The sequence below is a fragment of the Gordonia sp. NPDC057258 genome (genome assembly GCF_042668985.1).
Lineage (GTDB): Bacteria > Actinomycetota > Actinomycetes > Mycobacteriales > Mycobacteriaceae > Gordonia > Gordonia hongkongensis.
Genome location: NZ_JBHUXZ010000001.1, coordinates 22,867 through 34,529, shown reverse-complemented (window position 1 = coordinate 34,529; position 11,663 = coordinate 22,867). Strand labels below are relative to the sequence as shown.

Sequence of the window (11,663 nt, the reverse complement as noted above, 5' to 3'; positions counted from 1 at the left end):
ACCGAAGGGGGTAGGCAATGAGTGAATCGGACAACAATCGTTCTGCGCTGGTGACCGGGGCGTCGAGGGGGATCGGTGCGGCCATCGCCGACCGGTTCGCCGCCGACGGCTGGGACCTGACCATCAGTGCCCGTGGTCGAGAAGCGTTGGAGAAGAAGGCGGCCGAGCTTCTCGAGCGTGGCGCCGGGCGGGTGGAGGTCGTCCCCGCCGACATGACCGACGCCGACGCCATCAGCGCGCTCGGTACGGCTCATGCGGAGGCATTCGGGCGGTTCGACGCGCTGATCGTCAACGCCGGGATGGGCTCGAAGGGGGCGATCGCCGACCTCCCGGTGAAGCGATTCGACCGGCTGTATGAAGTGAATGTCCGCGCTCCCTACATCCTCCTTCAGTCCGCGCTGCCCGCCCTGCGCGCCACCGCAGAGGCCCATGGGGCCGCGAAAGTCATTGCCGTGGCGTCGATCACCGGCGTCTATCCGGAGCCGGAGCTGTCCGCCTACGGTGCCACCAAGGCGGCGCTCATCTCGTTGTGCGAGACGTTCAATCTCGAGGAGTCACGCAGCGGGGTCAGCGCGACGACGATCGCACCGGGCTACGTCAACACCGACATGACCGACTGGCTCAAAGACCGCATTCCTGCCGACGAGATGATCACGGCCGACGACATCGCGGTGATCGCCCACTCGATCACCCAGCTGTCGCGGTACGCGGTGCTTCCGAACGTTGTCATCACCCGACCCGGCGAGAACCTGCACCGGGCGTAGGTTTTGAGCCGCACTGCTCCCTGAGGTGTGAGCGGAGCGAGCCTCGAAGGGTCACCGGAAGGTCGCGATCCCGCCGTCGCGGTCGGAGAGGTGACCGTGCTCGTTGAACGACACCACCGAGACGCCGCTGCGGCCGACGATCAGTTTGCTGATCGACGCGTTGACCATCGTGCGGGCCATCGCCGGCCAGGTCTCGTCGGGGATGCCCCACAACTGGGCGATCCACTGGGTGATGGTGCCGGCCGAGGACACCACGAGCACCGTCTGACCCGACCCGGCGAGCTCGGTGGCGCGGGCGGCCGCGTCGGAGACGCGCGCCTTGAACTGGGGGTAGCTCTCGGCGGGGCCGCCGTCGAGGCCGGGAGCTGCGTCGTGCTCGCCGGCCGCTATCCAGGCCGCGAGCCCCTTGTCGAGCTGTTCCTGGTAGCTGCGGCCGTCGCGATACATCTCCGGCGTGGCCTCGCCGACCAGTGCTGGCAGTGAGTACTCGTTCCACCCCGGGTCGATGTGCGGCTGAGGTCGACCGGTGTCGAAAGCCCCCAGCACGCCGCTCAGCGTCTGTTGCTGGCGCGGGAGGTCGCCACTGGCGGCTGCGGTGAAGGTGCCGATCTGCCCGGCGAGGAATCCACCGGACAGCGCGGCCTGCGTGGCCCCGGCCGTGGTGAGACCGCCGGGTCCGTTGCTCAGATCGTCGGTGGCGTCGGCGATGCCATACGCCAATGCGTTCGCCTGACCATGACGAACCAGATAGATCACACCCATTCCTGCACCCTATGTCGGCTTCGATGAGTTCGAGGCGTCGGGCCGGTCAGTATCAGCGACCCCGAGATGTCTGGAGTGCGCCCGTGACGCCGATGCTGTTCGTCAACCTGCCCGTCGTAGACGTCGCGCGGTCTCGTCGGTTCTTCGGATCGCTCGGCTTCCACTTCGACGAGATCTTCTGCGATGCCGGGAGCGCGTGCATGATGATCAACGACTCGGCGATGGTCGTGCTCATGCAGCGACGACGATTCGCCGGCTACGCGGCCACCGCAGTCGCCGACCCACTGCAGGGCCGCGAGTCGTTGCTGGCCATCTCCGCGGACAGCCGCGCACACGCCGACCGGCTCGCCGAAGCGGCACTCGGTTGCGGCGGCCGGGAACTCCGCGCAGCCGAGGACCTGGGCTTCATGTACTGCCGCAGTTTCTGTGACCCGGACGGTCATGCCTGGGAGATCGTGTGGATGGACCCCTCGCAGATCCCGCAGACCGCCGACGACTGATCGGCGCCGCGCGAACCGGACGGTCTCAGTGCCAGGGGCTCGGCGACGTGCGTGCCGGTGCGTCGTACGGGGTCGCCGGCAGACCGAAGCGTGCGAAATCGCTCTCCATGTCGTCGCTGAAGAAGGCGACGACATGGCTGACCTTGGCTGTCTGCGGGTCGATCTCGAGCACCTGGAGCTGGAACGGTCGGTGGACGCCGTCCGGTTCGCGCATGTACAGCCCGTAGGCCGGCTGCCCGTTGGCTGTCGTGGGCAGCATGATCTGATCTCCCGCCTTCTCGGCCGGACAGTTGCGACGGATGAGGGTTCCGATGTTCTCTGCGCCTTGGTACCAGCCGGTGAAGGGCGGCATCTCCCAGATCGCCTTGTCGGTGAAGAGTTCCACCATCGCGTCGACGTCGTAGCGTTCGAAGGCCGACATGTAGCGGGCCAGCAGCTCGCGTTTGGCGGCGTCGTCGAGTGTCGTCGCGGCGTCGACTCCGACGGAATCCTGCTGCGGGCGTGCGGTCTTGACCTGCTCGCGGGCCCGCTGCAGCAAACTGTTCACGGTGGCGGTGGTGACACCGATGGTGTCGGCGACCTCGGCGGCGCGCCACTGCAGCACGTCGCGGAGGATGAGGACTGCGCGCTGCCGTTCGGGTAGATGCTGCAGTGCCGCGATGAACGCCAGCCGTACCGACTCGCGGGCGCCGACGACGTACGCGGGGTCCGCGTCGTCACCGGGCGCGATGTCGTCGGCCGTGCCGGCATACGGCTCGAGCCAGGGCACCTCGTGGTTCTGCAGCAGGTCGTCGGTCGGGTCGAAGGCGTCGCCCCCGAGGCCGGAGGGAAGGGGTCGGCGTTGCAAGCTCTGCAGAGCGGTCAGGCACGTGTTGGTCGCGATCTTGTGCAACCACGTGCGCACGGACGCCCGATGGTCGAACTTCCCGTAGCCCTTCCATGCGCGGAAGAAGGTCTCCTGGGCGAGATCCTCGGCGTCGTGGTGGGACCCCGTCATCCGGTAGCAGTGCGCGATGATCTCGCGGCGGAACGGCTCGCTGACCTCGAGGAACTCGGCGTCGGTCGCGGCGCTGGACTCAGCCGCGGGGCTGGTTGTGGTCATGCTCACAATCTACCGGGGTGCACCGACAGGCTCGACCCGAGTGGCCAAGCCGACCACGGTCCGCTTCTCCATCGGTTCGCAGGTCGAGCGACCGGACGCCGGACGAGTTCGGATCAGGGTGAGTGCAACCCCTGTCCGCGTCGCGCCACGGGCCTATTCTCGCCGGTGGACGCGTCTGCGACCGGTCGTCGGTGCCCGTGACCAGGGGTGGGACGGGCTTGCCGGTACGGGGCCGCGTTGCTAGCTTGATCCGCATGACAAGTGCCGACCACAGGCTCACGGAGGTCACCTACGTGACCACCGCGCTGGGCTGTCGTCTGCCGCTTGCACGCGTTCTCTGTTGTTGTCGTCGAATGCGCTGACCGACCCCGCCGAGTCAATCTCCTCCCCGGGGCGTCGCTTCTCGAGTCTCTTCTCAGAGCACCAGCTTCCGGCTTCCGCCCCGCGATCCGCGGGGTCTTTCGACGAGGACGATCATGACCGCCACACTGCCCGAACTCTCCACCCGTACCCTGCGCAACGCCCCCGCCTCTCCTGTCCGGCGTCAGCCGGTCACCCGCGCGGTGCGTCGTGCTCCTCAGGGCACGCGCCAGCCCGTACCGTTGACTTCCGTACCGCCGACTCGGACCCCGGGTCCGGTCGCCGACCGACGCGGACCAGTGAAGGGGGACCAGCGGGTGCACGTCGCAACGCCGCGCCTGGAGTTGTCGACCAAACCCGCGGCGCTCGTCCTCCGGGCCGCCCGGTTGTCCGGCCCGCTGTTCCGCGACGATGCGGCCGAGCGCACCGGGCTCAGCATCTCCACGGTCAATCGCCAGGTCAGTGCGCTGTTGAAGGCGGGATTGATCCGCGAACGGGCCGACCTCGCGCCCTCGGGCGCCATCGGGCGGCCGCGGTTGCCCTTCGAGGTCAACATCTCCGAGTTCCTCACCCTCGGTATCCACATCGGATACAAGGTCACCGCGATCACCACCCATGACCTGCTGCATCGTGTCGTCGGGGCCATCCAGATCCCTACCCCGCATGCCGTTTCACCGGAAGAAGCACTCACCGCCATCGGTGTCAGCGCACGGCGTTTCGCCGAGCGCTGGACGGGCCGGCGGGTGCTGTGGGTCGGTGTCGCGCTCGGTGGGCGCGTGGCCGAGGGCGGCATCGTCGACCACCCCCGACTCGGCTGGGAGGGCGCGCCGGTCGGCCGGACGATCGCCGAGGCCGTCGGACTGCCGGTGTCGGTTGCGTCCCACGTCGAGGCCATGGCGGCCGCCGAGCTCGTGCTCAACCCCGACGACCAGCAGTCGAGCTTCCTGTACTTCTACGCGCGCGAGATGCTCGGCATCGCGTTCAGCGTCGGCGGGACCGTGCACACGCCGACCGCGGGACCGCCGGTGATCGGTCACTTCCCGACCGGATCGACCACGTTGCTCGACCCGAACCGGACGGGGCGCCTGGAGCCCGCGGTGAGCGACACCGGTGTCGTGGAAGCTGCACGCGCACTCGGCCTCTCGGCGACCGATGTGGAAGATGTCCACGCCCTGGCCCGCAGCGGTGACCTCACGGCACGTCGTCTGCTCGAAGAGCGGGCGGAGGTGCTCGGACGTACGGTCGGGCTGATCGCCGACATCTTCAATCCCGATCACATCATCCTCGGCGGACAGGCGTTCACCGATTACGCGGCCGGCCTGCCGACGGTCGCGAAGGCCGTGCGCGAGACCTCGATCGTGAGCAAACGGGATGTGCGCGTGTCACATTCGGGAGCGACCGTGCAGCAGCAGGCCGCCGGCGCGGTGTCTCTCGACGCGATATACAGCGACCCGCTGCAAGCAATCACGTTGACTGCCTGAGCGGGTCGCGTCGACGAACCTCGGTCGGGTGGTGGTCTAATCCGAGGTTCGCTTGTTGTAGGCGCGCAGCGCGAACGGCGCGAAGATCAGCGTCAGCGCGACCGTCCAGATCAGGGTGGCGAGGACCGGATATTGCAGCGGGAGAGCCGCATCCGGACCGAATGCCGGGCCGTTACCCCACAGCACACGCAATGCCTGGACCAGTGACGACATCGGGTTCCATTCGGCGATCGTCCGAAGCCAGGTGGGCATCGGCTCGGTCGGGACGAACGCGTTCGACAGGAACGTGATCGGGAACAGGACCGAGAACATGAAGCCGTTGACGGCCTCGACCGTCCGGAGCCACGAACCGATGAGGATGCCGAACCAGATCATCGCGAAGCCGAAGAGCAGGAGCAGCGCGAATGCGAGGACCGCCTCACCGAACGAGCCCCGGATCCGCCAGCCGATGGCCAGGCCGGTCACGGCCATGACGACGATGCCGATCGAACTGTGGAGCAGGCTGGCGATACTGCGTCCGATCAACACCGACGACCGTTGGATGGGCAGTGACCGGAACCGGTCGATGATGCCCTTCTCGAGGTCGGCGGTGATACCCGTGGACACGATGAACGCGGTGAACACGATCGTCTGACCCATGATGCCCGGGAGCAGGAACTCCTTGTACGACGCCGAGTCGGTCTGGATCGACGCGCCGAACACGTACGCGAACAGCAGCACGAACATGATCGGCTGAATGGTCACGTCGGAGAGCATCTCCGGCATTCGTTTGGTGTGGATCATGTTGCGCTTCACCATGATCCAGGCCTGTTGCCAGATCGTGGTGGGGTGGATCCGCGGCTTGTCCGCGACCACAGCGTGGGTCTGTGCCGTGGTGGTCATCAGGAACGCTCCTCGTCGGTGGTGTTGTCGGTGTCGTCGGTGTTGCTCGACTCCTCGGCGCGGTGGCCGGTGAGGGAGAGGAAGACGTCGTCGAGGCTCGGCCGGGAGAGTCCGAAGTCGTCGACGGAGATGCCACTCTCGTCGAACCAGGCGGCGACGCGGGGCAGGTCGCCCAGGCCGGCTGCGGCTGTCGTGAGCCGGCGGGCCGCCACGTCGACGAACACCTCCGCCCCGTTCTTGCGCAACAGCGACTCGGCGGCCGTCAGGTCGTCGGCGTGCGAGACGGTCAGCACCAGACTGGCCGAACCGGCCTGCTCCTTGAGCTGCAGTGACGTGCCGTGCGCGATGATGGTGCCCTTGTCGATGACGACGATGTCGTCGGCGAGTTGGTCGGCCTCCTCCAGATACTGCGTGGTGAGCAGCAACGTGGTTCCGTCGGCGACCAGATCGCGCAGGACGTCCCAGAGTTCGGAACGGCTGCGCGGGTCGAGGCCGGTGGTCGGCTCGTCGAGGAAGAGCACCGGTGGCGTGGCCAGCAGGCTGACCGCGAGGTCGAGTCGGCGGCGCATTCCGCCGGAGTAGGACTTGACCTGTTTGTCACCGGCCTCTGAGAGGGAGAACTGCTCGAGGAGTTCCTCCGATCGACGTGCGAGGGTCTTGCGTCCGATGCCGTACAGACCGCCGATCATGCGGAGGTTCTCGCGGCCGGTCAGGATCTCGTCGACCGTGGCCGCCTGGCCGGTGAGGCCCATGTTCTGGCGGACCATCCCGGGCTGTTCCCGCACGTCGTAGCCAGCGATGCGGGCTGTCCCGCTCGTGGGCGGCGACAGGGTGGTCATCATTCGGACGGTGGTGGTCTTGCCGGCGCCGTTGGGGCCCAGCAGGCCGAGCACGGAACCCCGCGGCACGGTGAAACTGACGCCGTCGACCGCCGTGAAATCGCCGAAGCGTTTCACCAGGTCGATGGCCTCGATGGCGACATCGGCCGTCGCGACTTCTCCCGGTGCGGTGGTGGGAACTGTGACTGAGCTCATGTTTCTCCACGGTATAGAGGGGGTGTGACAGCCGCGACCGAATTACGTGGCGCGCGGGTGACGTCAGGGAACAATTCAGGGCATGTTCGGGGTGGCGATCTCGTACTCGAAGTCAGACCGTCTGCCCGCACCGAATTCATCGGTTGCGGGGCTGCGAATCCGACGGTCGGACCGAAACCGAGCGTAAGACTTCAAGTTGAGTTGAAGTCAACCTTTTTGAGATCCGTGCCTGCGGATGCCGGAGACCGATATCTCCGCATATGCGGATAAGATGTCGTCGTGACCGCTATTCGGATCAAAGACGCAGCCACTCTGCTCGGCGTCAGTGACGACACGGTTCGACGGTGGGTGGCCACCGGCGTCTTGGAACAGTCCGATGGCGGACCGGTCGCCACCGTTGATGGCGCACGGCTCGCCGCGCTGGCCCGCGAGCGCGCGGTGGCACCGGACGACTGGGCATCGGTCGGACGCTCGGCGCGTAATCGGTTCACCGGTCTCGTCACCGATGTCCGCACGGACGCGGTGATGGCTCAGGTGACCCTGCAATGCGGTCCGTTCGAGGTGACGTCGTTGATGAGTGCGGACGCAGTTCACGAACTCGATCTACGGCCCGGCGTCGTGGCCACGGCCGTCGTCAAGGCGACGACGGTGATCGTCGAGACCAACAGGGAGGCCAGATGAGGAGGTCCATCGTCGCGGTCGCCGCGGCCGGACTGCTGATCGTGGCAGGGTCCTCGTCCGGTGGCTCAGATGCCGGCGGGTCTGCGGCCTCGACCCTCGACATCTCGGCGGCGGCGTCGCTGAAGACGACGTTCACGGCGATCGCCGATGAGTTCGAGGCACAGCACGACGGCGTCACGGTACGACTCTCGTTCGACGGATCGTCGACGCTGGCCAACCAGATCCAGCAGGGGGCGCCGGCCGATGTGTTCGCGAGCGCCGACGAGAAGAACATGCGCAAGCTGGGTGATCTCGCCGTCGACCCGGCGGTCTTCGCCACCAACACACTCGTGATCGTCACGGCGCCGGGCAATCCCCGCGGGATCCGGTCATTCTCCGATCTGAACAAGCCTGACGTCACGACGGTCATCTGCCAGTCGGCTCAACCGTGCGGCGCCGCGACCGAGACCGTCGAGCGCAACACCGGTGTCACCATCGACGCCGCCTCGGAGGAACAGTCGGTGAGCGCGGTGCTGACCAAGGTGACGACCGGCCAAGCGGATGCGGGCGTGGTGTATGTGACCGACGCGCGCGGAGCCGGCGACAGGGTGGCCACCGTGACCGATCCGGCATTCGCCGCCGTGGTCAACTCCTATCCGATCGCGGCGCTCGCCGGCGCCGGGGATGGCGAACTCGCCACGCAGTTCGTCGACCTCGTCCTGGGCGCGGACGGTCAGCGCTTCCTGCGCGACGCCGGGTTCGGGGCGCCTTGAGCACGGTCCTTCGTTCCCGACGGGACCCGGCGGGGTTGCCCGGTTGGACGTACGGCTTGGCACTGATCGGCGTCGTGTTGATCGTGCTACCTCCGCTGGCGCTGCTCTTCCGTTCGCCGTGGGGCACCTTCGTCGACCAGATCTCGTCGCCCTCGTCGCTCGACGCGCTGCGGTTGTCACTGATCACCGCCGCGTGCAGCACCGCCATCTGCCTGATGGTCGGGGTGCCGATGGCACTGGTGTTCGCGCGATACGACGGTCCGGTGATCCGGGTGCTCCGCGCACTCGTGTTGTTGCCCTTGGTCTTACCGCCCGTGGTCGGTGGTCTTGCCCTGCTGTACACCTTCGGCCGGCTCGGGGTCGTCGGTGAACATCTGCATGCGGCCGGCATCGACATCGCTTTCACGACAACGGCGGTGGTACTGGCGCAGAGTTTCGTCGCACTGCCCTTCCTCGTGATCAGCGTCGAGGGCGCGGTGCGCGTCGTCGGGACGCGATACGAGGAGGTCGCCGCGACCCTGGGTGCGGGGCCGACTCGGACGCTCTGGCGGGTCACGCTCCCGTTGGTCCTGCCGTCTCTGTTCGCGGGTCTCGTGCTCGCGTTCGCGCGGGCGCTGGGCGAGTTCGGTGCGACGATCACGTTCGCCGGCAACGCGCCCGGGGTGACCCAGACCGCGCCACTTGCGATCTATGTGTCGGCCATCGACGACCCACAGGCCGCGATCCCGTTGTCGCTCATCCTGGTTGTCGTATCCCTGATCGTGGTCGTCGGAGTGCACAGCCGCCGTTCGCGCGTCGGGGGTGGTTTGTGACCGGCGCGGATCTGGAGGTGATCATCGACCTCGAGGTGCCCGCGTTGCGGGTCGAGCACCGGTTCGCCGCGGGCGCGACCACCGCGGTCGTCGGGCCCAACGGCGCCGGCAAGTCGACGATGCTGCGCGCGATCGCCGGACTGGTGCGCGGCGACGATCGGTCCCGGATAGTGCTCGGCGACAGGGTGTTCTGTGACTCGACGACCTTCGTGCCGCCCAGCCGGCGCGGAATCGCATTACTGTCGCAGGACGCGCGCCTGTTCCCGCATCTGACGGTCGCCGACAACGTGGCGTTCGCGCCCTCGGCGCAGCGACTCGGGAGGTCCGAGATCAGGGCACGAGTGGAACGCTGGCTGACGGCAACGGAGGTCACCGACCTCGCCGACCGTAAACCGCACCAGCTCTCCGGCGGCCAGTCGCAGCGGGTTGCCATCGCCCGAGCGCTGGCGGCGCAGCCGCGAATCCTGCTGCTGGATGAACCGTTTCGGGCCCTGGACGTCGACGTCGCGAGCCGATTGCGAGCGCTGTTGCGCACACTTCTCGCCGATCGGGACCGCACGACGATCATGGTCACCCACGACCCGGTGGACGCCCTCGGGTTGGCCGACGACATCCTGGTCCTCGAGGACGGTCGCGTCGTCGAATCCGGTGCCGCACGTGATGTTCTGACTCGACCCACCAGTCGATTCGCGGCGTCGTTGTCCGGGCTCAACTTGTTCGTGGGGCGCCTGGAGGGAGGTGACGTCGTCGTCGACCCGTTCGGCAATCGCGTGGTCGGCGGCGTGGGGGACGACGGGCCGCCGGACGGTGCGGGCGCGGCGGCCACCTTCTCGCCGCGCGCGGTCGCGGTCTATCTTGAAGCGCCGCACGGTAGTCCGCGTACGACACTGGCGGCAACGGTGCGCGATGTTGCGCCTCGGGGTGACCACGCCGTGGTGACGGCGGAGGTGGGCGCGCAGATCGTCGCAGCGGAGGTCACCTGGCCGGCGGTCGCCGACCTGGGACTCGTCGCGGGCCTCGCCGTCTACCTGGTGGTCAAGGCGAGTGAGGTGCGGATCAGCGCCGTGGGCCCGGGTTCGCTGTGACCGCCAGACCTCAATTCGACCGGCAGACTTCGATCGAGGTCTGTCGGTCGAGTTGAGGTCTGGCGGGTTGGGGCTCGGCCCCTCAACCGGCTATCGCGTGGCCACAGAACATACGGGCAAAGATTACGATCCCCGACGGAAGGCAGATCGCAGCGTTGATGAGGTAGCTGGTCGCGTCCGACGCGGACTGTGAAAGGCGTGCTGAGAACGCCTCTGCCGGCTCTCGACCTTCTGCGTGCCTATGCCGTCGCTCGTAGCGACGACTCATCGGGCGGATGGTCCTTTCATCAGTTAGCTTTCGCTTGATCCGAGGCCGCTACCGATCGTCATGCCGCGCGGACGGTTCCGCCGCGGTTGACGACCGCCTATTCGGCCGCCTGTCACGTGAATATGCTGATGCCAGCGAACAGTCCGACACCGAACATCGAAGCAGATGGCAGGACCGCCAAGAAGTTGCGGGTGTAGGTCCTGACGCCGCCGAACCAGTAGTCGAGCCCACGCGGAAGCGACTTTGCGAGGTGACGGGGCCGTGGTCTTCCCTGCATGTGCGGGTGCCGATCTGTCGACTTGTTCGAGGGACCTCGGCTTCTGACGTAGTGGTTCGATCCCATACTGATCCTTGCGACTTGACGATGCGCGCCACGTCATCGTTGCGCCGAATATGAACTGCGACAACGGGCTCGGCCGCTGGAATTCGATCGAAGTCCACGAGTCGACATGAGGTTCACCGGTAGCTCTCGGCGCCGTGGTCAGGACGTGCTGGTGAAGTAGGCCAGGACCAATCCAAGTATGAAACACAGGATCGGGTAGGTGACGAACATAGAGAACCTCCCACTGAAGTAGGTCCTCAGTTCCCGCCACTTGTTGTCGTCGTCAGCCAACGGTCCTCCATCTCGGTGATCTCGCCACTTACCCGGTCCCAATCGGCGATCGGGACGGTACCCGTGAACAGGGACAGCATCGAGTTCCCCTCCGATCCGCGATAGGCCAACTGCGATCGGCGAAGACGCAACTCGCGACCCTCGGCTGTGTAGTTTCCGTCGTCTACACAGAGATAGCCGTCTCGGTGCGCACTGTGGTTCAGCACTGTAGCGTTCAGCAGTGCTGCGATGTCCAGCGTGGTATCGAGTGTGTCCAATCGAAGTACGTCAATGGGGCCCAGGTCGAGATATTGGACCACTACGTTCGAGACGAACTCTGGAACCGGACTCTCCGAACGTAGGAGGACTCGACTTGCGCTAGCTTCGTGAGCGGTCTCGGTGTCCATGTCATACCAGGCCGGTGCCGGCAAGAAGTCCAGCGTCGGCGTCGAAGCGCGGAGCGTCGCCGTGCTGCCGAGATTCACGATCGCGTACTCGATTGCAGCGATCACGTGCTTGCTCTTGTCACGACAGAGCTCCTCCGGTGAGCAGACCGAGAACAAATGCGAGGGATGCCGGCAGGCATAC

At 66.7% G+C, this 11,663-nt stretch carries 12 protein-coding genes; 7 read left to right on the top strand and 5 right to left on the bottom strand.

From position 1 onward, the window contains the following. The first annotated feature begins 17 nt into the window (after window positions 1-17). Window positions 18-764 carry an SDR family oxidoreductase gene (locus tag ACFUEJ_RS00165; protein ID WP_058252277.1) on the top strand — a complete coding sequence of 249 codons (747 nt, stop codon included), beginning with the start codon at window positions 18-20 and terminating at the stop codon, window positions 762-764. A 51-nt stretch (window positions 765-815) separates the two neighbouring features. Here the strand turns inward: ACFUEJ_RS00165 and ACFUEJ_RS00160 are convergent, their stop codons facing one another. Continuing rightward, window positions 816-1,526 carry a histidine phosphatase family protein gene (locus ACFUEJ_RS00160; RefSeq protein WP_388026869.1) on the bottom strand — a complete coding sequence of 237 codons (711 nt, stop codon included), beginning with the start codon at window positions 1,524-1,526 and terminating at the stop codon, window positions 816-818. An 83-nt stretch (window positions 1,527-1,609) separates the two neighbouring features. Here ACFUEJ_RS00160 and ACFUEJ_RS00155 point away from each other — a divergent pair, with 83 nt between their 5' ends. Next, a complete protein-coding gene (locus tag ACFUEJ_RS00155; RefSeq protein WP_078113281.1) occupies window positions 1,610-2,026 on the top strand; it encodes a VOC family protein in 417 nt (138 codons plus the stop codon). 25 nt (window positions 2,027-2,051) lie between these two features. Here ACFUEJ_RS00155 and ACFUEJ_RS00150 read toward each other — a convergent pair whose 3' ends face one another. After that, a complete protein-coding gene (locus ACFUEJ_RS00150) occupies window positions 2,052-3,128 on the bottom strand; it encodes a sigma-70 family RNA polymerase sigma factor (protein WP_388026865.1) in 1,077 nt (358 codons plus the stop codon). A 677-nt stretch (window positions 3,129-3,805) separates the two neighbouring features. On the opposite strand from ACFUEJ_RS00150, the gene ACFUEJ_RS00145 reads away from it, so the two are divergent. Further along, entirely contained in the window at window positions 3,806-4,969 is a 1,164-nt protein-coding gene (locus ACFUEJ_RS00145) for an ROK family protein (protein ID WP_338857803.1), read from the top strand. 36 nt (window positions 4,970-5,005) lie between these two features. Here ACFUEJ_RS00145 and ACFUEJ_RS00140 read toward each other — a convergent pair whose 3' ends face one another. Further along, window positions 5,006-5,851 carry an ABC transporter permease gene (locus ACFUEJ_RS00140; RefSeq protein WP_058252273.1) on the bottom strand — a complete coding sequence of 282 codons (846 nt, stop codon included), beginning with the start codon at window positions 5,849-5,851 and terminating at the stop codon, window positions 5,006-5,008. After that, window positions 5,851-6,885, bottom strand: a complete 1,035-nt coding sequence (locus tag ACFUEJ_RS00135) for an ATP-binding cassette domain-containing protein (RefSeq protein WP_065630304.1) — start codon at window positions 6,883-6,885, stop codon at window positions 5,851-5,853. Before ACFUEJ_RS00135 ends, ACFUEJ_RS00140 begins: the two co-directional genes overlap by 1 nt. A 279-nt stretch (window positions 6,886-7,164) precedes the next feature. Between ACFUEJ_RS00135 and ACFUEJ_RS00130 the strand changes: the two genes are divergently transcribed. The 4 genes from ACFUEJ_RS00130 to ACFUEJ_RS00115 are packed head-to-tail and all read left to right on the top strand — an operon-like array spanning window position 7,165 to window position 10,215. Then, window positions 7,165-7,566: a molybdopterin-binding protein gene (locus ACFUEJ_RS00130; protein WP_058252271.1), complete on the top strand. Its 402-nt coding sequence runs from the start codon at window positions 7,165-7,167 to the stop codon at window positions 7,564-7,566. Next, the gene (gene modA, locus ACFUEJ_RS00125; RefSeq protein WP_058252270.1) at window positions 7,563-8,318 is read left to right on the top strand and encodes a molybdate ABC transporter substrate-binding protein; all 756 of its coding nucleotides are present in this window, start codon (window positions 7,563-7,565) and stop codon (window positions 8,316-8,318) included. The genes ACFUEJ_RS00130 and modA overlap by 4 nt, the downstream gene beginning before the upstream one ends. Further along, window positions 8,315-9,130 carry an ABC transporter permease gene (locus ACFUEJ_RS00120; protein ID WP_082652945.1) on the top strand — a complete coding sequence of 272 codons (816 nt, stop codon included), beginning with the start codon at window positions 8,315-8,317 and terminating at the stop codon, window positions 9,128-9,130. Before modA ends, ACFUEJ_RS00120 begins: the two co-directional genes overlap by 4 nt. Further along, window positions 9,127-10,215 (top strand): sulfate/molybdate ABC transporter ATP-binding protein, encoded by a 1,089-nt coding sequence (locus ACFUEJ_RS00115; RefSeq protein ID WP_388026860.1) that lies wholly within the window; start codon window positions 9,127-9,129, stop codon window positions 10,213-10,215. Before ACFUEJ_RS00120 ends, ACFUEJ_RS00115 begins: the two co-directional genes overlap by 4 nt. Window positions 10,216-11,062: 847 nt before the next feature. Here ACFUEJ_RS00115 and ACFUEJ_RS00110 read toward each other — a convergent pair. After that, entirely contained in the window at window positions 11,063-11,587 is a 525-nt protein-coding gene (locus ACFUEJ_RS00110; protein WP_388026857.1) for an acetyltransferase, read from the bottom strand. Between the last annotated feature and the right edge of the window lie 76 nt (window positions 11,588-11,663).